Source organism: Sphingomonas sp. Leaf23 (assembly GCF_001421585.1).
GTDB lineage: Bacteria > Pseudomonadota > Alphaproteobacteria > Sphingomonadales > Sphingomonadaceae > Sphingomonas.
Map to the genome: position 1 here is coordinate 711,226 of NZ_LMKR01000001.1, position 24,137 is coordinate 735,362.

Sequence of the window (24,137 nt, forward strand, 5' to 3'; positions counted from 1 at the left end):
GATGCAGTCCTTTCGTTGCAGTGATGACAGACAGATGGTGCGAAGCCCCCGCCGGACGGTAGATTGATCGTCCGAATGGCTTGCACGATCCTCCAGGGTTGAGGGTTCGGCACTTGCCCGTGTTGCTCTGCTGGGGGAAAAAGGCCGGCATGGATCGGATCAATGAACTGGCCGCCGGGATCGATCGGCACGTTGCAGGCAACGGCATTTGCACGACGACGATGCCGCACCTCTCGCTGATCCGTTCGGACGCGCCCAGCGGCCCCACCCCTGCTGTCTACGAAGCCTCGCTTTGCCTGATCGCCCAAGGGTCGAAGCGGGTCTCGATCGGCGAGCACAGCGTCGTCTATGACGCCGCCCATTACCTCCTCGTCTCCGTCGACCTGCCACTCGTCGGCCACGTGATCGACGCCAGCCCCGAGCGGCCCTATCTCTGTTGCAAGATCGATCTCGATCCCGCCATGCTGGCCGATCTCATGATCAGCGAGCGCGAGGCAGTACCGGGCGTCGACCTGCCCGTGCTTGGCGTCTACCCAACCGATCCCGACCTGATCGACGCGGCATGCCGGCTGGTCGGATTGCTCGACCGGCCCGAGACGATCCGCGCGCTGGCACCGCTGATCGAGCGCGAAATCCTCTACCGTCTGCTCACAGGCCCCCACGGGACCATGCTGCGCCGCGTGGCGACCGCTGGCAGTAATCTTCATCAGGTCAGCCGGGCAATCGCCGCGATCCGGCGGTCGTTCGACGGGCCGATCCGCATCGATGACGTCGCGGCCGAAGCCGGCATGAGCCCCTCGTCGCCTCACGCCCATTTCAAGGCGATCACCCGCATGACGCCACTCGAATACCAGAAGCAACTGCGCCTGCAGGAAGCGAGACGGCTGATGCTGGTGGGGGGCATCACGGCGAGCACGGCGGGCTTCGCCGTCGGCTACGAAAGCCCGTCGCAGTTCAGCCGCGAATATAAACGACTGTTTGGCGCGCCGCCTCGCACCGACATCGAACGTCTGCACGCCGTACCCGTGGCGGCGATGCCGCTCTGAGAACGGATGGTCTTGGCAACTAGGCGCGGTGTTGGCTGCGGCAAGCACCCCCAATCCGGAAGTCGTGCGTACACGCCGGCCGACTGTCGCGGTCTCGCGCACCTCTCCCTGCTCGGTTTTCAATGCGCCGGCCACGGTGTACCAATGAAGCCATGCATGCATTCGATCGCGTTCGCCGTGTCGTCGTCCTGGGGGGCGGAACCGCTGGGTGGATGACGGCCGCCGCGCTGTCGAAGAGCTTTGGCGATACGGTTGCGATCACGTTGCTGGAATCCGATGCGATCGGGACGGTCGGGGTCGGTGAGGCCACGATCCCCACCATCCATTGGTTCAACGAACTGGTCGGCATCGACGAGGCGGAATTCCTGCGGGCGACGAAAGCGACGTTCAAGCTCGGCATCGAGTTCGTGGACTGGACCGCGCCGGGCCATCGCTATTTCCATCCGTTCGGTCAGTTTGGCGCGACCCTGCCCGGCGTTGCTTTCCACCATCGCTGGCTGAAGGCGCAGGCGGAAGGGATGGATGTTCCGCTGCCCGCGCTGTCGCTCGCGGCGCAACTAGCGGCGCAGGGACGGTTCGCCAAGCCGGCAGGGGACGCGCGATCGATCCTGTCGACGCTGGGATATGCCTATCATTTCGATGCGGGGCTGTACGCTGCTTATCTGCGGAAGCTCAGCGAAGCAGCCGGGGTGATCCGTGTCGAAGGGACGCTACATCAGGTCGAACGCGATGGAGAGACGGGCTTCGTCACCGCGCTGAAGACCGATCGTGGCGACCGGATCGAGGGGGATTTGTTCATCGATTGCTCGGGCTTTCGCGCGCTGTTGATCGCCGGCGAAATGGGCGAGCGGTATGAGGACTGGTCGCACTGGCTGCCGTGCGACCGGGCGGTTGCCGTGCCCTGCGCCCGCATCGCGGCGACTACGCGTTTTACCCGTTCCACCGCGCGGTCAGCGGGCTGGCAATGGCGCATCCCGCTGCAGCATCGCACCGGCAACGGCTATGTCTATGCGAGCCACTATCTGTCGGATGACGAGGCAGCGGCGACCTTGCTCGCCAACCTCGATGGAGAGGCACTGGCCGAGCCGCGGCTTCTGCGGTTCACCGCCGGCACCCGACGCCGGCCATGGCGCGGCAATGTCGTGGCGATCGGGTTGTCGTCTGGTTTCCTTGAACCATTGGAATCGACCAGCATCCACCTGATCCAGAGCGGCATCACCAAGCTGTTGACGCTGTTTCCGACCCGCGATTGCGATCCGGCGCTGGCGGATCGGTTCAACCATGTATTCGCCCGCGACATGGACGGGATCAAGGACTTCCTGATCCTGCACTATCACGCCACCAGCGGCCGGGACGATCCGCTATGGCGGCATTGCCGGACGATGGCGCTGCCCGAAACGCTGCGCGCCCGCATGGAACAATATCGCCGGTCTGGTCGGATCATCCTCGATCCCGACGAGCTGTTCCGCGAGGCGAGCTGGCTGGCGGTGCTGAACGGCCAGGAGATCGTGGCACAGGGCTATAATCCGCTGGCCGACGCGATCGACGGCGCGACCAATCGTGCCCAGGTCCGGCAGATCGCCGACGTCATCGCCCGCGCCGCGCCGACCCTGCCGCTGCACGACGCCGCGTTGGCCGCACTGATCGGTACGGCGTGACGATGCCCGACATCGTTGCCAGGCAGATCGGGACAGAGCGACAGCCCATCGCGATCGTCGACCATTTCCATCCCGATCCCGACGGACTGCGCGCCTTTGCCGCCGCCGCCCGCTTCGAACCGGCGCGGCGGCAATATCCCGGCATGCGAGCCGCCTTACCGGACGATTATTTCGACGCGGTTCGCCCGGCGATGTTGCAGGTGCTGGTGCACGTGTTCGGCCATCGCGGCGGAATCGCCCTGCTCGACGCCAGTTTTTCGGTGGTGACCACGCCGCCCGAGCGCCTGTCGATCGAACAGCGATTGCCGCATTTCGATGCCGTCGATCCAAACCGCATCGCGCTGGTCCATTATCTGGGCGCGGACGACAGCGGCGGAACCGCCTTCTACCGGCACCGCGCTACGGGCTTCGAGACGATCGATGTGCAGCGGGCGCCGGCCTATCTCGACACGCTCAACGCCGAAGTCCGCACCGCGCCCCCGCCCCCCGCCTATATCGTCGGGTCGACCGCACAATTCGAACAGGTTTCCGCCGTCGACGGACGCTGCAACCGGGCGGTAATCTATCGCAGTGCGTTGCTGCACAGCGGCGCCATCCCGGCCGACGCCGTACTCAGCGACGATCCGGCGCGGGGACGATTGACGGTTACCGCTTTCCTGTCGCTGACCTGACGCGGCCGGGCGGCTGGACCGCCAGATACACCGTACTCCACAATTGCGCGGCGTTGGATTCGTCGACGTCCTGCTTGCCCGCACCGAACGCGACGACGTGATATCGGCCCCCGGTATACGCCCATGACCACAGCTCCGAACTCTGCGTCGCGCGGGTGGCGTTGATCGCACGCCACAGCGTCGCCTGCGCGCGGGTCAGCACCGCGCGCGTGGCAGGCGGCAGGTCGCGGCGGGCGAGCTGGCGTTCGAGGCCGGCGGCGAACAGCGCCTGCTGCCACGACCACACGACCGCACCGTGATAGGCCGCCGGCGTAAAGCGGGCCTGTACGGCGGCGTCCGTCTGCGCGGCATTGGCGACCAGCATCCCGATATCGGTCATTAACCCCGCCGGAAACGGTCGCATCGCAGCCGTGACATAGGTTTCGAGGTCGGCGGGCGACGGTTCGGCGAACATCAGCGCGAAGCCTTCGTCGGAATTGACGATCGGGATCGGGCGTCCGCTGTCGTCGAGGGCGATCGCGTGAAAGACGAGCGGGTCGGCACCGATCGCGGCCAGCGCCGGCGCGGCGGGAATGCCCAGGCTGCGGGCATACCCCTCGATCCGGGGTTTCGCCTGCGCCGCTGGCAGCGACACGCGGAACATGCCCGGGGCGCGCTGCCGCCACACGGTTGCCATCGCCTCGGCCCGAGCCAAGGCCGCGCGATCCTCCGCCGTCAGATAGGGGTCGAGCAGCCCGGCACGCAGCATCCGCGCGGCCGATTCCAGTGCCGCCGGCACGAATACCGCATTGACGTCATAGGCATAGCGCCCGCGCCCCAGCCCCTCTTCGCTGTCGCGCCATTGCCCGGTCAGCCGCCCCTTCCCGATCGCTACCAGTCGGGCAAAGCCCGGATCGTCGGCGAAGGGGCGCGCGGTATCGAGGACAAAGCGCAGGTTCCGCACCAGCGCCTTACCCGCCGGTGCCGTGGTGCCGGGCACGCCTTCACTGACCAACGGTCGGTCGAGGAACGCGCGCGCCGAGGCAGCATTGCCATGGTCGAGCAGATAGGCCGCCGCGACCGGGGCCAGCATATAGTCGTCGTCGACCATCGCATAATCCAGCGCCGCCGCGTCGCCGCTGCCACCATGCTGGCGCCGATCGACGACGGCGAATTCGCCAATGCCTTCTTCATGCGCGACATCGCCGCGTTGATCGAGCCGCGCCAGCACCGATCCCAGCCCGGCCTCGATCGCCTGCGGCTGCAACACCGGCATCAGCAGGCGCACCGACATCAGCGTGTCGCGCCCGAAATAGGTCTGGAACCGCCACGACCCGGCAAGGAACTTCTCGCGATAGCTCAGGAACCGCAGCGCGTTGCGCGCGCCGGGATCATTGGCGGCGCGGGCATTCAGCAACTCGTTGGGGGCAAGGCCGGTGAGCGGCACTTCCCCGCTCGACGCGGTGATCTCCATGCGGAGCGGCCGTCCGGCATCGGCGACCAGCGCGCCACCCCGGATGCGGCCGGACAGTAACCGGACCTGCAGCAGATAGCCGGGCTTCCCGTCGAGCCGCGCACGGCTCCAGCGGATGGTGCTGCCGGTGATGACCGGTTCGACCGCGACTTCGGGCGGGAAACGACCGACCGACTGATAGTCGCGCAGGAACCGAATGCTCGACAACACCGCCTGCCTGATACGCAGCTGCGGCGCTTCGATACTGGCGATGGTGACGATCGCGGGCTGCGGGCCGGCGATGCCAGGTGCAGTGGTCGGGCGCGGTGGCTGTTCCAGCCGCCACGTCGCGGCACGCGCCAGCGGTTCGAACCACAGGCCGACGCCGCTGTTGCCCGCCGGAAAGGCGACGAGGATGCGCGGGTCGGTGCCGTTGCGCAGCAACATATGCGCGGCGACCGGCCCCTCGCGGACGAAGGCATTGAGGTTCTGCCCTTCGTTCAGTTGATAGGCCAGCTCGGGCGCCTTGGCCGGGCGCTGCGCCACCGCCAATCCCGCCCCTGCCAGCATCACACCGGCCAGCATCCACCGCGCTACGGTCTTCATCCGCCACCTCATCCGTAAAGACTGGGGGTGCCGTGCCGTGGACACGGCACCCCGGACGTTCAGAACCGGAACGTCAACGATCCGCCATAGGTCGGGCCAACGATGCCGCGGGCATAGAAAAACCCATCGGTGATCGCCTGTGTCTGCCCCTGGCGCGGGTTGCCTTCGGTCAGGCCCACGACGTCGAACACATTGTCGGCATTCAGGTTCAGCTGCACCCGCTCGGTGAGGTTCAGGTTCACGCCGATCCCGGTCACGCCGTAGCTGGGCAGCGCGATGCCATTGCCGTTATCGGCGAAGATCTTGCCGACATACTTATAGCGGGCATAGACCTCACCCCGGCCATCGGGCAGCGTGAGCGTCGGCATGACCGTGAACAGCCGTGCGGGCGTGCGCTCGGGCCGGTTGCCTTCGAATGCCGCCCCCTGATCGACGCCGTCCAGTTCGAGGTTGAGCAGCTGCGGGTCCTGGAACACCCCCTGGAAATCGACCGAGAACCAGTTCGTCGGCCGCACCACGAAATCGATCTCGATACCCTTGGTGCGCAGGTCGGCGTTCAGGTTCTGCTGCTGGGAGGGGTTGTTAGGATTGGCGAAATTATAGTTCTGATTGTCGAAATTGGTGCGGAAGACAGTCGCCGACCCGGAGAATATCCGCCCATATTCGTACCGGACGCCGGCTTCGTACAGCTCGATCGTGGTGATCGGGTCGACATTGTTCGTCTGGAACCCGTTGGCATAGCGGGCATAGACCGAGAAGTTCGGCGTGATGAGATAGTTCGCGCCGACGGTGTACGATGCCTTGCGCCGCGTCTGCTGCCGGGTCGAAAAGGTGCCGTCGAAGCCGGACCCGACGGTGCGGACGACGCCGCCGACGCCCGGCTGTACCGCCTGGTTCACCGCCAGCTGATTACCGTCGAGCGCGGTCGCATCGTCGCTTTCCCAACGAACGCCGCCGTCGAGGCGCAGGTCTCCGAACGCCACTTCGTCGTTCACGTACAGCGAAACGGCCGAATCGCGCCGCTCGCGAATGCCGGCACCCCAGTCGCCATAGGAGACGAGGCCGTTGTCCGACAGCGTGCCGATGACCTGATTGTTACCGTCCAGTGCAACGATGTCGTACACGTCGCTGTTGGTCTTCACATCGTTGACCAGGCTGGCCGTCGCCGACTGGTCCTGCTTGCGGATCACGTTGTAATACATGACGCCCGCGGTCAGCGAGTTCTTGAACCGGTCGTTCTCATATTCCCAGCGGCCACCGACATTCGCGCCGAAATCGCGACCGTCGATATAATCGTGGTTGAGCGTGGTGCGCTGGAGGAAGCCATTGCCCGCCAGCGCGGCCAGCTGTGCGGCCTGGTTCGACCCCAGCACGACGCCGGTTCGCAGGTTCTTGATCCCGAAACGCGTCGCCGCCGGATAGGCGGCACGGCCGAGCGTCAGCAGGTCGTTGATCGGCGAGGTCGCGCCCGGCGTCAGATAGTTCTGCGCACTGGTCAGACCCGCATTACCCGTGCCCGATCCAGGGAACAGGCCGTTGAAATCATAGGAGTATTTCAGGTAGCGGACATGGGCGAACAGGTCGACCGTCTCCCCCACCGGCTTTTCGATGTCGAAGCGGACCTGTGCGGTCTTTGCCTTGATCCCGTCGCGGTAGCGGAATTCGCGGAAGCCGCTGGGATGGGCGAAGGTCGATACCGGCACCGCGATATTGGCAAAGGCATCGCCGCCGACATTGCCATCCTGCGTGTCCAGCCCCGGAATACCGCGCACCTTGCCCCCGTCGAGGCGGTACGGCATCGTCGCGTAATAGGCGTTTTCGACATCGCCGCCCTTTGCCGACAAGCGCGCATAGCCGCCGCCGTCGAAGCGATATTCCAGCATCCCCTTCAACCGCCAGCCGGCATAGTCGAACGGGTTCTCACGCACGCCGGGGCTCGACTGGACATAGCCGCCGACGTTGAACGCCAGCTTTTCGCTAAGCGGCTGCGAATAATAGAAATCGCCGCGCTTCATACCGTAGTTATAGGCGGTGACGCGTGCCGCCGCTTCGGCTTCCTTGAAGTTCGGGCGTTTCGAGATGAAGTTGATCGTCGCACCCGCCCCATTGACGGTCAGCACGCCCGACGAACCGCCCTTCACCGCTTCCAGCCGGTCGATGGTCAGGTCCTGGTCGAAGAAGAAGTCGGCACCGCCGCCGCCGTAGAGGATCGGCATCCCGTCCTCTTCCAGCTGGACGAAGCGCTGGCCGCCGCCCTGCAGGCCGCGCACCGAATAGTTGTTCGAAACCTGTCCCGCCGTCGCCTCGACGAAGATGCCGGGGACCAGTTCGAGCATGTCGGCGGTCGATCGCGGCGCGCGCCGGTCGATGTCCGCACGGTCGGCCAGCGTGATGTCGGCAGAAGCGGTGATGAGCGGACGATCGCGCGAAGTCGTGCCGGTGACGACGATGACGTCCTGTTCGTCATCCGCCGTGGCGGCTCCGGCCGGTGCCGTGGCCGGATCGGCTGGCGGCGTCTGCGCCCAGGCGGCAGTCGGCAGCAGTGCCGCACTTGCCAGCAGCGCCGCACGCGCGGCGTTGCGATTGAATGTCAGCATGATCCTCTCCCACCTGTGGAATTCGTTGGTCCCGCCATCTTTGGGACCGGTTACATCTAGACCTCCGACCGAAAGGCGGCAATCATGGTATAACAAACACGATGTAATAGGATCGCGCTGTGGCGGTTGCGCAACAATGGACCGAGCGGGTCCGGCCAAGTCGCCGGGACGTGTTGCGAACGTCGCTGCTGACCGCTGCCGCCGTGCTGATATCCCGACCGGCACGCGCCGCCTCGCCGCGGATCGAGGCGCTGATCCGGCAGATGACCCTGGACGAAAAGGCCGGTCAGCTCAGCTGTTTCAGCGACGAGGTCCGTCCGGTCGGTTCCGTCTTCAATCCCGTTGTCGATCCGCGCGGCGCGGCGGCGATGCTGGCCGATATACGCGCCGGGCGGGTCGGCATGTTGTTCAACGGCTATGGCACGGCCGGGGCCAGGCGCGCGCAGGAGGCAGCACTGGCCAGCCGGCTGCGCATCCCCCTCGCCTTCGCCGCTGACGTGCTCCACGGGTGTCGCACGATCTTTCCGATCCCGCTGGCGGAGGCGGCGGCGTTCGATCCCGCCCTGTCGCGGCGCGCGGCTCGGGCGGTCGCGCGCGAGACGACGGCCGGCGGCATCCACTGGACCTTTGCACCGATGGTCGATGTCGCCCGCGACCAGCGCTGGGGCCGGGTGGCGGAGGGCGCCGGCGAGGATGTGATGCTCAATTGCATCCTGGCCAAGGCACGGGTCGAGGGATTTCAGGGGCCCGACCTGACGCGGCCCGATGCCTTGCTGGCCACCCCGAAGCATTTCGTCGGCTATGGCGCGGTACGGGGCGGCATGGAATATGCCGCGGTCGACATGAGCATGGCCGAACTGCGCGAGACGTTCGTGCCGCCGTTCGCCGCCGCCTTTGCCGCCGGAGCCGGCGCGACGATGGCGTCGTTCACCGATTTCGGCGGGGTGCCGGTCAGCGCCAACCGGGGGCTGCTGACCGACCTGTTGCGCGACGACCTGCGCTTCGACGGGGTATGCGTGTCTGACTACGATGCCGACCGCGAATTGATCGCGCACGGCGTCGCCGCAGACGAGGCCGATGCAGCGCGGCTCGCCATGCTCGCCGGGATCGACATTTCGATGCAGAGCGGGCTGTACGTCCGACACCTGCCGACGCTGGTCGAACGCGGCCAGGTGCCGGTCGAGGCAGTCGATCAGGCGGTGCGGCGGGTACTGACGCTGAAGGAACGGCTGGGGCTGTTCGACAATCCGTTCCGGTCGATCGATGCGCGGGCCGAACGGCGCGAAACCGGGAGCAAGGCGATCCGCGCGATTGCGCGTGAGGTCGCGAGCAAATCGATCGTGTTGCTCCGCAACGATGGCGACCTGCTGCCGCTGCCCCGCCATGGCAAGCGACTGGCGCTGATCGGCCCGTTCGGCTCGGATCGCGCCAACCTGAACGGGCCATGGTCGTTCGCGGGCAAGGCGGGGGACGGTATCGACTTGGCGACCGGATTGCGGGCGATGATGGACGATCCGGCATTGCTGGTCGTCGAACCGGGCAGCGGCATCAGCGAGGCGCTGCCGGGCGGGATCGCGCGCGCGGTGGCCGCCGCGCGGGCCGCCGATATCGTCCTGCTCGCAATCGGCGAAGGTGCCGACATGTCGGGCGAAGGCAACAGCCGGGTCGATATCACCATCCCGGCCGCACAACAGGCATCGGCAGAGGCGCTGGCGACCACCGGCAAGCCGATCGTCGTGCTGCTGCGTCACGGCCGGGCGCTGGCGCTCACCGGCGCGGTTCGCGACGCACCGGCGTTGCTGGCGACCTGGTTTCTGGGCGAACAGACCGGGCCGGCGGTCGCCGACATCCTGTTCGGCGTGCTCGAACCCACCGGGCGGCTGCCAGTCAGCTTCCCATTGGCCCCGGGCCAACAACCCTGGTCTTACGACCGTCGCAGTACCGGTCGGCCGGCGCCCGAACGTGATCCGATGGCCGCGGGACGCAGCCACTGGCGCGATGCGCCCGACCGGGCGCTGTACCCGTTCGGAGCGGGCATGGGCTATACGCGCTTCGCCTTGTCGGCGCTGCTACTGCCACCAACGGTCGCGGCCGGTGAAGCGGTCCCGGTATCGGTGCTGGTGTGCAATGTCGGCACGCGGGGCGGAACCGCGCTGGTCCGTGTCGACGTCCATGATCGCGTGGCGAGCAGGACGCGGCCGATACGGCAAATGAAGGCCTTTGCGCGGATCACCCTGCCGGCCGGTGCCGAGGCACGCGTGACCCTGACGATCGCCGGCGATGCACTTGCTTTGATCGCGAGTGACGGGACGTGGCAGATCGAACCCGGCGCGTTCGACTGCTGGGTCAGCGCAGGGAACGAAACCGAGATCGCCGGCAGTTTCGAAGTCCACTGAAGCCTCCGGCCCTGCCCTTCAAGTCCGTCCCCGATCCGCCCATCAAAAGCCCTGCTTCACGGTGAAATGCAGCCGATCGAGCGTACCGGTCGCGCCATTGATGAGCTCACGGTGCGACAGGCGGGCCTCGATCCCGATGTCGAGGCGTGGCAGCGGCGATACGAACAGGTTGATCGCGGTGTCCCACACCTGTCGTGTCGACAGCGCCGATGCGGATGCCGGGCTCCAGATCCTCTGGAACGACCCCATCCAAGTGCTACGTAACGTGCCGGTCCAGTAATGGCGCACACCGACGAACCCGGCGAGAAGCGATACCGGCAACAGACGGTCCTCCGCCGGATCGTAGATCGCATCCGGGGCGACGTTCGCGCCGACATAGCGTCCGATCCCGTGCCCCCCAGTCATCATGAAACGGACATCATCACCCTTGCCGGTGGGCAGCGGCGCGATACCGGCCAGCGACACGCCATATCCGCGCGCAGTGGCCGCCGAGCGACCGTTCGCCGGATCGACCCGCATCGAGCGCAACAGTCCAGCCAGGGACAGGCTGGCCCCCTTTGCCGACCACAGCAATTGTCCGGTCAGGTCGGGGAGACTGTCGTCGTCATTGTCCGACAACGCGGGGGCACCGGCCACCGCCGAGACGGTCTCCGGATTTTCGATCGAGGCCGATACGGTCCAACCGCTGCCGATCGGGCGGCTGTAGCGCAGCAGCATCTGGCGGACCAATACGGTGCCGTCGGTGACGCCGACGAAATCGGCGGTCTCCGGCAATGCGGCGACATATTGGAAGTTGCTCCAGTCTTGGCCGACGGCGAACCCGCCATAGCCTGCGACCGCGCGGCGCAGCCCGAAGGTATAGGGGTTAAGCGCACGCTCGCCGCCGGATACAGCCGGAGCGACCTGGAAATCGGCCTCGATCAGCGTCGTCAGCGTGGTGTTGCCGACCGGCGTCGCCGTCTGGAACGCGATCCGCGACTGTTTGGCCGACGCATCGGCGAGAATGCCCGATCGCCGTCCGCCGACCGGTATCGATTGCGGCAGCGACAATTCGCGGCCCAACGGATTGGTTGCGGTATCGCCGTCGCCATAGCGGCTGAAGATCAGATCGCCCTTGATGAAGCCGCTGATGCGAAAGCTGGTTTCGCCGATGCGGAAGCCATAGCCCGCCGGCAACGTCGATGGTCCTCCCTGTGCAGTAACCGGGGGGGCGCCTGCCGGACGGGGCAGTGGGTCATGTGCCGCCTGCGGTGCCGGTGCGGCGGCGGTTGGGGCCGACGCGGTGGCCACCATGACCGGTGGCGTCGCCGCCAGCGCGCGCTGCACCGTGTCGAGCTGGCGCTGCAATTCGTCCACTTTGTTGCGCAGCGCCTGATAATCTGCGGCGGTCTGCGCAGCGGCGGGCGTCGTGCCCGCCAGCATCAGCCCCGAAAGCAAGACGGCACGGGTCGTCCGCTGCCTGAAATGCGGCATCCTGTATCCCCTATCCTGATGGTCCGGCATCCGCGCCGGTGCGGTCCGCGTCAGCGCGCGATGATGGTCGAATCGATGTCTGCGATCGTCCGCACGCCGGTCAGCGCCATCGCCACCCGCATCTCCCGGTCGAACAGTTCGAGGAGGTTGGCGACCCCCGCCTGCCCGTCGGCGGCCAACGCATAGATGAAGGCGCGGCCGAGCATCGCGGCGTCTGCGCCAAGCGCCAGCATCCGCACAACGTCCAGCCCCGAACGGACACCGGAGTCGGCGAGGATCGTCACCTGCCCCTTCACGGCGTCGGCGATGGTCGGGAGCGCGCGTGCCGATGACAGCACGCCATCCAACTGCCGCCCGCCATGGTTCGAAACGACGATGCCCTGCGCGCCGAAGCGCACCGCCTCGCGCGCATCCTCGACATCGAGAATGCCTTTGATGACGATCGATCCCTTCCAGAAATCGCGAATCCATTGCAGGTCGCGCCAGCTGATCCCCGGATCGAAATTCGCGCCCAACCACCCGATATAGTCGGCAAGCCCGGTGGCGGCCCCGCGATAGGCCGAGATGTTGCCCAGGTCGTGCGGCCGCCCGTGGATGCCGACATCCCATGCCCAGCGCGGATGGGTGACCGCCTGCAGCATCCGCCGCCACGCGGCATGGGGGCCGGACATGCCCGAATGTGCATCGCGATACCGTGCGCCCGGCACCGGCATGTCGACCGTAAACACGAGTGTCTCGACACCTGCAGCCTGCGCACGCTCCAGCGCGTCGCGCATGAAGCCGCGATCCTTCAGCACATACAGCTGGAACCAGATCGGCGCGCTCGACTGGCGTTGCACTTCGTCGATCGCACAGACCGAGACGGTGGACAGGGTGAAGGGCACCTGCTTGGCGGCCGCCGCGCGTGCCGCCTGCACCTCGCCGCGCCTGGCATACATGCCGGTCAGCCCGACCGGGGCCAGCACGACGGGCATGCCGAGCGACTGGCCGAACAGCGTGGTCGACAGATCGATATCGGCAACGTCGCACAGCACCCGCTGGCGCAGCGCCACGTCGGACAGGTCCGACACGTTGCGGCGAAGCGTATGCTCGGCATAGGCCCCGCCGTCTATGTAGTGGAACAGGAACGGCGGCAGGCGACGCCGCGCCGCTTCGCGATAGTCGGTGGTGGCGGAGATAATCATCGGATCGTTCCCGGATCTAAAGCGAGGGATCGGCGCTGCGTGCGGCGGCGGCGCGTTCGGTGCGAGCCAGGTCGTCCTCGACCTGACGGACCGTTGTGCGTACGAATTCGAGATGGACGTCGGCCGCATCGCGCGCGCCGTCGGCATCGCCGGCAACGATCCGCTCCATGATCGCGCGGTGCTGCGCCGACAGCGCCTCGAACGTGCGCGGCACCGCATAGATCTTTTCACGGCTCTGCGAAATGCTGGTGTGCAGCAGCCCGAACAGGCTCGACATGACATGGGTCAGCACCGCGTTGCGCGAGGCATGGGCGATGGCGAGGTGAAAGGCGGCGTCGGCATGCGCCTCGGCGACGACATCGCCGGCGGCGTGCAGCTTCTCCATCGCATCGAACCGGCGACGGATGCGGTCCTTGTCGACCGCGTCCGCCCGGCGTGCGGCGTGATAGGCAGCGGTGCCGTCCAACGATTCACGCACTTCGAAGATGTCATGGCCGTAGCCCGAATTACCCTCGACCAGCGGGGCGAGCGGTTCGGCGATCATCGCCTGCGTCCACTGCGCCGACGGTTCGGCGAGGATCGCGCCGGCGCGCGGGCGGATGATGATCCGCCCCTGCGATACCAATCGGCTCATCGCCTCGCGCAGAATGTTGCGCGATACGCCCAGCGTTTCGGCCAGCGCCCGTTCGGACGGAAGCCGCGCGCCCGGCAACAGTTTACGTTCGGCAATCAACGCCTCGATCGCTGCCTCGGCCCGGCCCGACACGCTGGGCGCTGCGTTCACGACCGCGCTCACGGGATCATCCACGGGACGAGATAGGCCTGGATCGTGGTGATGATCCCGACCAGTGCGCACAGCGGCAGGCTGTGGCGCACGGTGAAGCGGAACAGGTCCGACTCCTTGCCCACCAGCCCGACCGCGGCGCAGGCGATCGCGATCGATTGTGGCGAGATCATCTTGCCGGTGACGCCGCCGGTGGTGTTGACCGCGACCAGCAGTACCTCGCTGACCCCGATCTGGTGTGCGGTATTGGCCTGGAGTGCCGCGAACAGCGCGTTTGCCGAGGTATCCGAGCCGGTCAGGAACACACCCAGCCACCCGAGGAACGGCGAGAAGAAGGTGAACGCCGATCCGGTATGTGCCAGCGCCAGCGCCAGCGTCGCCGACAGTCCCGAATAATTGGCGAGGAAGGCAAAGGCGAGGACCATGCCGATCGAATAGATCGGGATCATGAGGCTTTTAAGCGTTTCGACGAAGGTGCGCGCCGCATCGGCCGGTTTCATCCGCAGGAAAGCGATGGTGACGATCGCCGCCAGCATGATCGCGGTGCCGGTCGCCGAAAGCCAGTCGAATTTGTAGACCGCTTCGTACGGCGTGACCTGCTTCACGATCGGCGGCACCTTGGCCACCAGCTTGTCGAGGAACGGCACGTGCAGTTTGAAGACGAGGTGCGCGAGCGGGCCGTCGGCGGCGAACAATGCCTTGACCGGTGCAATGCTCCACAGCGTGACGAGCACCGTCAGGATCAGGAACGGCGACCATGCCCATGCGATCTTTGCCGGCGTGTGACGCACGGTTTGCGCCGTCACTGGTGCGACCGGTACCGCGCCGTCGGCGGCGACCTCGGCCGCGTCGAAGCGGAAGATGCGCTTGGGCTGCCAGAAGCGAAGGAACACCGGCAGCGCGATCAGCGTGGCGAGCGCGGCGGTGATGTCGGGCAATTCGGGGCCGATGAACTGTGCGGTCAAGAACTGGACGATCGCGAACGAACCGCCCGCAACCACGATCGCAGGCCACGTCTCCCGCACGCCGCGCGGGCCGTCCATGATGAGGATCAGCCAGAACGGGACGATGACCGACAACAGCGGGAGCTGGCGCCCCGCCATCTGTCCGATCAGGAACGGATCGATGCCGGTTACCTGGCCGGCGACGATGATCGGGATACCCATCGCACCGAACGCCACCGGCGCGGTATTCGCGATCAGGCACAGCCCGGCGGCGTAGAGCGGCCGAAAACCCAGTCCAACCAGCAACGCCGAGGTGATGGCAACCGGGGCACCGAACCCCGCCGCCCCTTCCAGAAACGCGCCAAAGGCAAAGCCGACCAGCAGCAGTTGCAGCCGCTGGTCCTCGGTCACGGTCAGGATCGATTGGCGGATGATATCGAAGGCGCCCGTGGCGACCGCGATCTTATACAGGAACACCGCGCCAAGGATGATCCACGCAATCGGCCACAGTCCGTAGAAAAACCCGAACACGCCAGCGGCCAGCGCGCTGTTGACCGGCATGCCGTACAGCCCGATCGCGACCGCCAAGGTCAATGCAACGGTGATGGTACCGGCGACATATCCTTTCAGTCGGAAGACCGTCAGCGCCAGAAAGAAGAAAATGATCGGAATAGCGGCGACCAGACTGGACAACCAGATATTGCCCAGAGGGTCGTAATTCTGCGCCCAAACTGCCACGGCACCTCTCCCTAGATTCTGGTAGTACCAGATATATATCCTCAGGGCCAAAATCTGCGCATTCTAGTGGGTGGTCAACTATCGGTTACGTGGATGCGTGTTTTCTGGTATGACCAGATATGCGCATGGACCCGCTACTCTGGATGGCGCAGGCGTTCCAAGGAGGCGAGCAAAATAGATAACGCGAACTATTCGCTTCTGGTCAGTTGATCGCGGTAGCGGCGGCTTCCCGACAGCACCGTTCCGTCGACCAGGCTCACAGCAAAGTCGCCGCTGCGATCGGTTTGGACGCTGCGGATGGCATCGCGACGGACAAGGCGGCTGCGGTGGATACGCGCGAAGGCATCCCCCAACTCGGTTTCGACGCCGGTCAGCGTCGCACGGTGCAGCAATACCCGACCTTCCATATGTATCTCCACGTAATTGCCCGCCGCACAAATGTGGTCGATGGTACCGATCGGCAGCAGATGCCGCGTCGTGCCATCGACGATGGTGAGGGTTGGCCGATCGAGGGGCGTGGCTGTCGGGTTCGATTCGCTCTTGGGCAGTAGATCGCCATGGGCAAGCAGCCACTGGGCCAATGCTGCCAGTCCGGTAAACTGCAAGTACGTCGCCGCATCCTTGCGGAGTTCGTAGAGATAGGGATGGGCGATGCTGCCCACGAAATGATACCCCTCCCCCATCGCGCCATAGGCGAGGTGGCGCAGGACGATCATCAGGGCAACATGCCACGCCGACGCGACCGGCAACCCTAGCAGGAAAATGAACGCCACTACCGACCAGCCCATGCGAGGCGGGCGAACCCGGGCGACGCACCACCAGATCAGCGGCATGATGCTCAACCAGGCGACGACGCTGCTGAGTTCCCAGATCCAGACGTGCGTGCGCGTTTCGCGCACCCCTGCCGCCGCCAGATCGCTGATCGTGGATTCGGCGTTGCCGATGGTCACTACGCCCCAGATGAACAGGAAGCCGGCGAGCAGCACCGCGGCCAGTTTTCGCTGCCCGCCGCTCATCCCTGCCCACCCGCCGTTCGCCCCAGCCTCCGTCACCACCGTCCCTGCCGCCCCACGCCTTACCCCGGCGCACTTACCGAAGCGCCGGTGGTTTCGCTAGCCGCCGCTACATCGAGATTAGGGGGACGGCAGGCATATGACGGGGCGGCATTACGGGATGGACTGGCTACGCATCGGCGCGTTCCAGCTCCTCATTCTATACCATGTCGGCATGGCATTCGTGCCGTGGGACTATCAGGTGAAGCTGGTGACGCCCGGCATTGCGTGGGCAACGATCCCGATGTTCCTGTTGAACCCATGGCGACTGTCGCTGCTGTTCGTCGTGTCCGGCTACGCCAGCGCGGCCTTGTATGCCAAGCAGGGTAGCGGACCCGGATTCTTGCGGTCGCGGATGGCGCGGCTCGGCATCCCGCTGATCTTCGGCATGGCCGTCGTCGTGGTGCCACAACCCTGGGTATGGCTGGTCACCCACTTCGACTATGGTCATGGCTTCGGCTATTTCGTCGTCCACGACTATTACCGGTTCCAGAAGATCGACGGGGTCGCGATGCCGACCTGGATGCACCTTTGGTTCGTCTTCTATCTGCTGGTCTACACGGTTGTGCTAGTCGGCCTGCTCTCGCTGCCGGTCCGTTGGCGTCGCGCCTGCCTCCGTGTGGCCGAGCGCGTGCTCGCGGGGCCACTGCTGCTCCCGGCGGGCATCCTCTGGGTGTATGCCGCACGCAACATCGGCACCGGGTGGGAGGAAAGCCACGCCCTGGTCGGCGACTGGAGCGCCCATGCCGCGTATCTGCCCGCGTTCCTGTTCGGCGCGGCGCTGCGGTGGTCGGACAGGTTGCTGCCTGCGATCGGTCGCTGGTGGCCTGTGGCGTCCGTGGCCGCCCTTGGTGGTTGGCTGGTGCTGGCGAGTACCGAACTGCTGTGGCCGGGCAACACGGTCGCACCGCAATGGGCGTGGACGTCGTTCCAAATTGCCCGTGCGGTCGAGAGCTGGTGCGCGATCATCGCGCTGATCGGCATGGCTGACCGCTTCGCCAACATCGACCATCGCTGGCGTCCCATGCTGGCCGAGGCAGTGTTCCCCTTCTACCTGATCCACCAGACGATCATCGTCGTGGCCGGCTATGCCCTGCTGTTCACGGCAACCGGCCCCCTTGCCCGTTTTGCTATCCTGCTCGTGGTCACGATGCTGGGATGCTGGGCCTTCTACCTGATAGGCAGGCGGATTGATTGGCTGCGGCCGGCGATCGGCCTCAGCCGCCAAGGCAGCATCGTCCGATGATACCGCGCAGCACCCGCCGTTGATCCGGCCGACGCTTCCAGTGACCTTTCCGCGAGAACGACCGCAGCCGCTCAATCTGCCCGCCCATCAGCCAAAACCGGTCGTTCTTCCGCCGCCCTCCCTGAACATGAACCATATCACCACGATTCCGACATTGATCTTTGAACTGGGTGCCGGGCATCTTTTCACACTCTACAATCGCGCATATCGCGAAGGATATCTGATAAGGGATAATGTTTTACGTCCGCCGATATCCCAGATCATCTGAAAATAGACAATTATTGATCCATGTTATTGTTCGAGCTCGTGATGATACGAAATCCTGACAAGCTGAAGATTTAAACCGAAATCCCCGGATACAATTATATAAAATCCACGTTGAGGCCCGAGAAGCAAAAGGGGCGGGCGTGATTATCATTCATTTGGCGCTCGGCGGTTGCCTGAAGGCACCCCCAGTGCATTTTGGTGTGACGGCAGATACCGGTGGGCACATCGCCTATGTCCTCGATGCCGCGACGCATCAGGCGTTGCGGCCTGACGTCGAAGAGGTGCTGATTGTCACCCGCGCGTTCGTGGATACGCGGCTCGATCCGGTTCATGCGCAGCTCGAGGAAACGGTCGCGCCGAAGGTGAGCATCCGTCGGCTCGACACCTCGGATCGGCGCTATCTGGAAAAGGAGGCGCTCGCCGCCGAACTGCCCGCGCTCACCGACGCCTTCTGCGACATGCTGATGCGGATGGAGCGGTTGCCGGACGTGATCCACGCGCACTTCGCCGACGCCGCTGCGGTTGCAATGGCGGCACAGCGCCGGTTCGGCATTCCCTTCGTCTACACCCCGCATGCCCTTGGCATCGACAAGCGGACGCAACGGATCGAGTGCCCCGGCCTCGACGCCCGGATCGCCTCGGAACGCGCCGCGATCGTCGGAGCCTCCGCCATCGTCGTATCGACCGGAGAGGAAGCGTCGCGCCAGATCGGTGGCTATGGCGTCGATCTCGGCGATCGGGTGACGGTTATCGCGCCAGGCGTGCCACGCCGCGGCCGTGTGGCCGGCCCGAATACGCTGGCCGAGCGACTGGGTGACTGGCTCGACCGTCCGGAACTGCCGATCATCCTCGCCATCGCGCGACCGGTTGCCAAGAAGAACCTCGCCACGCTTGCCCACGCCTATGCCGCCGATCCCGTGCTGCGGGCACAGGCGAACCTCGTCATCCTTGCCGGACAGCACGCCCATGTTTCCGGCGAAGAGCGCGCGTCGCTGGATGAGTTGCACGCGATCGCTGCCGCGCCAGGTGTGCGCGGTCGGATAGCCCTGCCGCCTCATCACGATGCCGATGACGTTGCCGCGCTCTATGCGCGGGCGGCGCAAGGGGGCGTCTTCGTCAACCCCGCGCTGCACGAGCCGTTCGGTCTGACACTGGTCGAGGCGGCGGCGGCGGGTGTGCCCGTGGTCGCGACGCGCAACGGCGGACCGGCCGATATCGTCGCGACGATCGGCCACGGATTGCTGGTCGATCCGGAGGACACGGCGGCGATCGGCGAAGCGATCCGCTCGATCATCGGCGATCCCGACCGTCAGCGCGCGTTTGCGACCGCAGCCCGCACCAACGCGGATCGCTATTGCTGGCATCGATACGCCGCCGCGACCCGCACACTCTATGCCGGTCTGGCATCTACGCGTCTGCTTGCCTGCGACATCGACAATACACTGACCGGCTGTGCCGAAGGTGCGCGTGCCTTCGCGGCGTGGCGCGGGACCAGCCCCCTGCCCTTCGTCATTGCGACCGGGCGGGGCTTCGATGCGGCACGGATGATCCTGAAACGTTGGCGGCTGCCGCTGCCGGACGCCTTTATCGTCGATGTCGGCACCCGGTTGATGCTGCCCGATGGCATGGGGGGATGGTACGCCTGCACCGATTACGCGCAAACGCTGGACGCGGGCTGGGATCGGGCGGGTGTCGTCGCGACGCTCGCGCCGCTGGGCGTGACCCCGCAGCCCGCCGCAACGGCAGGACCGCACAAGATCAGCTTTTATGGCGACGCCGACGACGCCCGCCGCATCCGCGCGGTTCTCGCGACCGAGGCGCTGTCAGCCCGCGTGATCTTCTCGCACGGCCGGCTGATCGACGTACTCGCGCCGGCCGGCGGCAAGGCCCAGGCGATCGCCGCCTATGCGGCGCGGTGCGGGCTGACGTTGGCGGACTGTATCGCGGCGGGGGACAGCGGCAACGATGCCGACATGCTGGCAGCCTGTGGCCATGCCATCGTCGTGGGCAATGCCGGGGATGAGCTCGACGATCTTCCCCCGCGACCCGGCCTGTTGCGGGTCGGCCGCCATCATGCCGGCGGCGTGCTGGAGGGACTGGCGATGCTGGGACTGGCGGCAGAAATCTCGACCGATCTGAGCGTATCGGCGGCGGCATGATGCGTCCCTTCGGCTATTTCGTGCATCATCAAGGCCGCGGCCATGCCGAACGCTGCGCCGCGATCGCCCACGCGCTGCCGCCGACGCGGCCGATGACGATCTTCTGCGCGCGCGACGACATATTTCCCGCGCTGCCGCCGCAGGTCGATATCGTCCGCCTGCCCTCACTGTTCGAGGCGACGGGTGACGAGGCGACGACGATGGACTGGGTGCCGACGCCGCAGACGTTGCATTGCGCGCCGCTGGGCTGGCCGGGCATCCGCCGCGCGATGGCGGTGCTGGCGGGGTGGTTCGACACTGCTGATCCGGCGCTGATGATCTGCGATGTTTCGGCGGAGGTTGCGCAGTTGGCACGCATCTGTTCGGTGCCACACGTCAAGATCTTGCAACATGGCGATCGCGGCGATGCCGGGCACCGCGCCGCCTATGACGGGGCGGCGGGACTGCTCGCCCCGTTCCACGCCGATCTTGCCCAGCTCGATTGGGATGCATCGTTCCGGGCGCGGACCTGCTTTGCCGGCGGCCTGGGCGTCGAAACCCACTCGACCGAGCGTGACGTCGCCCGGCAGCGGATCGGCATCGACGCGGGCGAGGAAATGATCCTCGTCTTGTCGGGCGGTGGCGGCGATGGCTTTGCACAGGCACCGATCGGTGTCGGTGCGCGCGCACGTCCGACCGCGCGCTGGATCACGATCGGCAAGGTGCAACGCGACTGGCACGCGACCGAACCCGCCAATGTCGAGCATCGCGGCTGGGTGGACAACGCCGCGGACCATATCGCGGCGGCGGACTGCGTGATTTCCTCGACCGGCAACACCACCTGCCAGCAGGCCCTTGCCGCCGGCCGCCCCTGGCTCGCGGTGCCCGAATGGCGCTATTTCGACGAACAGCATCGCAAGGCCGATGCGCTGGCCGCCGCCGGCGTGGCTACCGTCCGGCCGCACCTGCCCTCGTCGGCGCATGGCTGGACCACAGCGCTGGCCGACACGTTGCGCGATCATCGGCCTGACCGGCAGCGCGCGATGATCGACGACGCGCCTGCCGGGCGTGCCGCCCTTTGGCTCGAAGCACTGGCCGATCGGTTATGGACGCCAAGCGCCAAACCCCATTCCCTCTCTCTGGAGCCTGCCACCCTATGACTTCCGTTTCCGTCGTGACGTTGGCGAAGGGCCGCCCCGATCATCTCGTCAATGTCGTGCGCGGGTTGACGCGCCAGACGATGCGGCCGACCGAGCTGATCGTCGCGGTGATGCAGGACATGCTCTACGACCTGCCGCAAGCCCCCTTTCCCATCCGGCAGATCCGGATCGAGGCCGATGCGCTGCCGCTCGCGATGGCGCGCAACGTCGCGGCAGGTGCGGCGCAGGGAGAAATCCTCGTCTTCCTCGACATGGACTGTATCCCAACCCCGGAACTGGTCGCGGAATATGCCGGCTTCGCCACCAGCTTCGACGGGCTGCTGATGGGTGAGGTGATGTACCTGCCCGGCGGCGCGACGGCAGGCGACTGGTCCTATCCCGGTTTCGCCGCGGTCGCCGAACGGCATTCGGATCGGCGCGGCCCGCCGTCCGAGGGGCTGGAACTCTGCAACGATTATCGCTGCTTCTGGTCACTCAACTTCGCCATGCGGCGCGACACGTTCCTGCGCATCGGCGGGTTCGACGACCGCTATGTCGGCTATGGCGGCGAGGATACCGATTTCGGCAAGACGCTGGATCAGGCTGGGGTGCCGATCGCGTGGATCAAGGGCGGTCTCGCCTACCACCAGTATCACCCCCACCATATGCCGCCGGTCCACCATCTCGACAGTGTCGTCCGCAACGCGCAGCTGTTCGAGGCGAAATGGGGCTATCGCACCATGGGACACTGGCTGCGGGCGTTTAGCCTGATGGGGCTGATCGACGATCTGCCCGGTCGGCCGATCCGCATCCTGCGCGCACCCGACGAGGATGATCGCGCCCTGACCGGCCAGCAGAGCCACCAGCCCTATGCGAACACCGCACGCGTGCTGCGCCAGCTGGAGGCCGCCGCCGCCGGTCCCACGACGGCGGCCGCCGCGTGAGGATCGCCATCCTGGCCCATGTGCGCCAGCCGATCGCCCAGCCCTTTGCCGGCGGCATGGAGGCGCATTGCTGGCAACTGGCGGCAGGATTGCAGGATCGCGGCCACGACGTCGTGCTGTTCGCTTCGGGCGACAGCGATCCGCGTTTCGTGATCGATCCGGTGCTGGCCGAGCATTACGAGCAGACCTTCCCCTGGGCCGAGCATCGCGGCTCCGCACCGCTGATCGCCCATCTCGATGCGGGCTATGCGGCGGCGTGCGATCGGATTGCGACGGGCGGGTTCGATGTGGTCCACAACAACAGCCTGCACCGCTTTCCGCTCGAACGACGGCGGACGGCGGTGGTGCCGACGGTCACCTCGCTGCATGTCCCGCCCTATGACGCGCTGCACTGGTTCGTGCGGGAAAGCCCGTCGCCGCGCCACCGGCTGACCGTCACCTCCGCGCGCCAGCGCGAGGCATGGTGGCCGGGCGGCGCACCGGCGGAGGTGTCGGTACTGCACAACGGTATCGATATCGAGCGCTGGCAGTATTCCCCGCATGGCAATGGCGAAGGCGTGTGGTGCGGCCGCGTTACCCCCAACAAGGGTCCGCACCTCGCCGCGCAGGCCGCCCGTGTCGCCGGCATCCCGCTGACCTTGTTCGGGGTGATCGAGGACCCCGAATATTACGCGGCGGAGGTCGCACCGCTGCTCGGCGACACCATACGCTACGCCGGGCATCGCAACGCCGGGGAGCTGTCGGAGGCGCTGGGCCACGCGTCGCTGTTCGTCTTCACCCCCTGCTGGGACGAGCCGTTCGGCCTTGTCGCAGCGGAGGCGATGGCGTGCGGCCTGCCCGTCGCCGCGTTCGACATGGGTGCCGCACGCGAAGTCGTGGGTGGAGCGGGCCGGTTCGCACCCCCCGGCGACGTCGCAGGGCTGGCCACGGCGATGCGCGCGGCGCTGTCGATCCCACCCTCCGTGCCGCGCGAGCGCGTACTGCGTCTGTTCACGCAAGACCGCTGGCTCGACCGGTGCGAGGCGCTGTACCGCAGCGTGATCGCGGGCGACGGCAGGCTGGCGGCGTGAGCGACATCCTCCACCCCTGACAAGCGGCAACCCATCCCTCCGCCCATCCAGCACGGGAAGGTGGTGACAGCGCCCCCCGGTTTGCGGCACAAGGCGCGGCGGTGACAAACGGGGCGATCGCTTGGGGCAGGACTGTCGATCGACCCGGTACCGGGGGCGGGGGCTGACGTGAGCGATGCCGACCGATCCGATGCGGAGCTTGTCGCCGCCGCCATTGCCGGCGATGCCGCGGCGTTCGAGCAGCTGTTGCGGCGTCATTATGACCGTATCCACGGGCTTGCGTGGCAGTTGACCGGCACGCGGGCCGACGCCGATGATATCGCGCAGGACGTATGCTGCACGCTGGTCGAACGGATCGGCAGCTTTCGCGGGGACGCGAAGTTCACCACGTGGCTGTGCCGGATCGTCTTCAACGCGTGCCGCGATCAACGACGTCGGCGGCGCTCGTTCCTCGGCCTGACCGAACGGCTCGCGGTGCTGGCCGGCCTGTCGCCGCCACCCGACGGCCGCGATCTGCATGACACGATGTGGGTGCGCAGCGCGGTCGCAAAGCTCAAACCCGCCTATCGCGACGTCGTGATCCTCGTGGCCGGACAACAGCTGAGCCATGGCGAAGCGGCCGAAATCCTGGGCGTGGCCGAAGCGACCATTGCGTGGCGGCTGCATCAGGCGCGGCGCATGCTGGGCGTCGGAGAGGGTGTGTGACCGCGCACGTCAGAAAAAATCTTCAAGGGTCCAAAGGAATGTGCGCG

The 24,137-nt window shown here is 66.3% G+C and carries 17 protein-coding genes; 10 read left to right on the forward strand and 7 right to left on the reverse strand.

Annotated elements, in window-relative coordinates; all coding sequences use genetic code 11:
- Nucleotides 1–149: 149 nt before the first annotated feature.
- The 3 genes from ASE67_RS03465 (at nt 150) to ASE67_RS03475 (ending at nt 3,375) form a co-directional block, all read left to right on the forward strand.
- Complete coding sequence (locus ASE67_RS03465) at nt 150–1,046, forward strand: AraC family transcriptional regulator (protein ID WP_055756757.1); 897 nt, start codon at nt 150–152, stop codon at nt 1,044–1,046.
- 152 nt (nt 1,047–1,198) lie between these two features.
- The gene (locus ASE67_RS03470) at nt 1,199–2,704 is read left to right on the forward strand and encodes a tryptophan halogenase family protein (protein ID WP_055756759.1); all 1,506 of its coding nucleotides are present in this window, start codon (nt 1,199–1,201) and stop codon (nt 2,702–2,704) included.
- Nucleotides 2,705–2,706: 2 nt separating this feature from the next.
- On the forward strand, nt 2,707–3,375 hold the full coding sequence (locus tag ASE67_RS03475) for a DUF6445 family protein (protein WP_055756760.1): 669 nt from the start codon (nt 2,707–2,709) through the stop codon (nt 3,373–3,375).
- Here the strand turns inward: ASE67_RS03475 and ASE67_RS03480 are convergent.
- Nucleotides 3,350–5,413 carry a hypothetical protein gene (locus ASE67_RS03480; protein WP_055756762.1) on the reverse strand — a complete coding sequence of 688 codons (2,064 nt, stop codon included), beginning with the start codon at nt 5,411–5,413 and terminating at the stop codon, nt 3,350–3,352. The genes ASE67_RS03475 and ASE67_RS03480 overlap by 26 nt on opposite strands.
- Before the next feature lie 59 nt (nt 5,414–5,472).
- Nucleotides 5,473–8,010, reverse strand: a complete 2,538-nt coding sequence (locus ASE67_RS03485; RefSeq protein ID WP_082456918.1) for a TonB-dependent receptor domain-containing protein — start codon at nt 8,008–8,010, stop codon at nt 5,473–5,475.
- A gap of 203 nt (nt 8,011–8,213) precedes the next feature.
- On the opposite strand from ASE67_RS03485, the gene ASE67_RS03490 reads away from it, so the two are divergent.
- Complete coding sequence (locus ASE67_RS03490) at nt 8,214–10,406, forward strand: glycoside hydrolase family 3 N-terminal domain-containing protein (protein ID WP_235511773.1); 2,193 nt, start codon at nt 8,214–8,216, stop codon at nt 10,404–10,406.
- A gap of 42 nt (nt 10,407–10,448) precedes the next feature.
- Here ASE67_RS03490 and ASE67_RS03495 read toward each other — a convergent pair whose 3' ends face one another.
- From ASE67_RS03495 to ASE67_RS03515, 5 genes are all read right to left on the reverse strand, one after another.
- Nucleotides 10,449–11,879 carry a DcaP family trimeric outer membrane transporter gene (locus ASE67_RS03495; protein ID WP_235511774.1) on the reverse strand — a complete coding sequence of 477 codons (1,431 nt, stop codon included), beginning with the start codon at nt 11,877–11,879 and terminating at the stop codon, nt 10,449–10,451.
- A 50-nt stretch (nt 11,880–11,929) separates the two neighbouring features.
- Nucleotides 11,930–13,063, reverse strand: coding sequence for an FMN-dependent L-lactate dehydrogenase LldD (gene lldD, locus ASE67_RS03500; RefSeq protein ID WP_055756766.1), 1,134 nt, complete (start codon nt 13,061–13,063; stop codon nt 11,930–11,932).
- A 16-nt stretch (nt 13,064–13,079) separates the two neighbouring features.
- Entirely contained in the window at nt 13,080–13,859 is a 780-nt protein-coding gene (locus tag ASE67_RS03505; RefSeq protein ID WP_235511775.1) for an FCD domain-containing protein, read from the reverse strand.
- A complete protein-coding gene (gene lldP / locus ASE67_RS03510) occupies nt 13,856–15,529 on the reverse strand; it encodes an L-lactate permease (protein WP_055756768.1) in 1,674 nt (557 codons plus the stop codon). Before lldP ends, ASE67_RS03505 begins: the two co-directional genes overlap by 4 nt.
- 188 nt (nt 15,530–15,717) lie before the next feature.
- On the reverse strand, nt 15,718–16,545 hold the full coding sequence (locus tag ASE67_RS03515; RefSeq protein WP_055756770.1) for a LytTR family DNA-binding domain-containing protein: 828 nt from the start codon (nt 16,543–16,545) through the stop codon (nt 15,718–15,720).
- Nucleotides 16,546–16,681: 136 nt separating this feature from the next.
- On the opposite strand from ASE67_RS03515, the gene ASE67_RS03520 reads away from it, so the two are divergent.
- The 6 genes from ASE67_RS03520 (at nt 16,682) to ASE67_RS03545 (ending at nt 24,090) form a co-directional block, all read left to right on the forward strand.
- Entirely contained in the window at nt 16,682–17,827 is a 1,146-nt protein-coding gene (locus ASE67_RS03520) for an acyltransferase family protein (protein WP_055756773.1), read from the forward strand.
- Nucleotides 17,828–18,234: 407 nt separating this feature from the next.
- Nucleotides 18,235–20,253 (forward strand): HAD family hydrolase, encoded by a 2,019-nt coding sequence (locus ASE67_RS03525; RefSeq protein ID WP_055756775.1) that lies wholly within the window; start codon nt 18,235–18,237, stop codon nt 20,251–20,253.
- Nucleotides 20,250–21,392: a glycosyltransferase gene (locus tag ASE67_RS03530; protein WP_055756776.1), complete on the forward strand. Its 1,143-nt coding sequence runs from the start codon at nt 20,250–20,252 to the stop codon at nt 21,390–21,392. The genes ASE67_RS03525 and ASE67_RS03530 overlap by 4 nt, the downstream gene beginning before the upstream one ends.
- Nucleotides 21,389–22,315 carry a galactosyltransferase-related protein gene (locus tag ASE67_RS03535; protein WP_055756779.1) on the forward strand — a complete coding sequence of 309 codons (927 nt, stop codon included), beginning with the start codon at nt 21,389–21,391 and terminating at the stop codon, nt 22,313–22,315. The genes ASE67_RS03530 and ASE67_RS03535 overlap by 4 nt, the downstream gene beginning before the upstream one ends.
- A complete protein-coding gene (locus ASE67_RS03540) occupies nt 22,312–23,385 on the forward strand; it encodes a glycosyltransferase (protein ID WP_055756781.1) in 1,074 nt (357 codons plus the stop codon). Before ASE67_RS03535 ends, ASE67_RS03540 begins: the two co-directional genes overlap by 4 nt.
- Nucleotides 23,386–23,553: 168 nt before the next feature.
- Nucleotides 23,554–24,090, forward strand: coding sequence for an RNA polymerase sigma factor (locus ASE67_RS03545; protein WP_235511776.1), 537 nt, complete (start codon nt 23,554–23,556; stop codon nt 24,088–24,090).
- The last annotated feature ends 47 nt before the right edge of the window (nt 24,091–24,137 follow it).

Excerpts from the sequence above, each read along its gene's own strand:
- ASE67_RS03535 (WP_055756779.1), top strand. The coding sequence starts at position 21,389 with ATGACTTCCGTTTCCGTCGTGACGTTGGCGAAGGGCCGCCCCGATCAT.
- ASE67_RS03480 (WP_055756762.1), bottom strand. The coding sequence starts at position 5,413 with ATGAAGACCGTAGCGCGGTGGATGCTGGCCGGTGTGATGCTGGCAGGG.
- ASE67_RS03515 (WP_055756770.1), bottom strand. The coding sequence starts at position 16,545 with ATGAGCGGCGGGCAGCGAAAACTGGCCGCGGTGCTGCTCGCCGGCTTC.
- ASE67_RS03465 (WP_055756757.1), top strand. The coding sequence starts at position 150 with ATGGATCGGATCAATGAACTGGCCGCCGGGATCGATCGGCACGTTGCA.
- ASE67_RS03475 (WP_055756760.1), top strand. The coding sequence starts at position 2,707 with ATGCCCGACATCGTTGCCAGGCAGATCGGGACAGAGCGACAGCCCATC.
- ASE67_RS03530 (WP_055756776.1), top strand. The coding sequence starts at position 20,250 with ATGATGCGTCCCTTCGGCTATTTCGTGCATCATCAAGGCCGCGGCCAT.
- ASE67_RS03470 (WP_055756759.1), top strand. The coding sequence starts at position 1,199 with ATGCATGCATTCGATCGCGTTCGCCGTGTCGTCGTCCTGGGGGGCGGA.
- lldD (WP_055756766.1), bottom strand. The coding sequence starts at position 13,063 with ATGATTATCTCCGCCACCACCGACTATCGCGAAGCGGCGCGGCGTCGC.
- ASE67_RS03485 (WP_082456918.1), bottom strand. The coding sequence starts at position 8,010 with ATGCTGACATTCAATCGCAACGCCGCGCGTGCGGCGCTGCTGGCAAGT.
- ASE67_RS03495 (WP_235511774.1), bottom strand. The coding sequence starts at position 11,879 with ATGCCGCATTTCAGGCAGCGGACGACCCGTGCCGTCTTGCTTTCGGGG.
- ASE67_RS03520 (WP_055756773.1), top strand. The coding sequence starts at position 16,682 with ATGACGGGGCGGCATTACGGGATGGACTGGCTACGCATCGGCGCGTTC.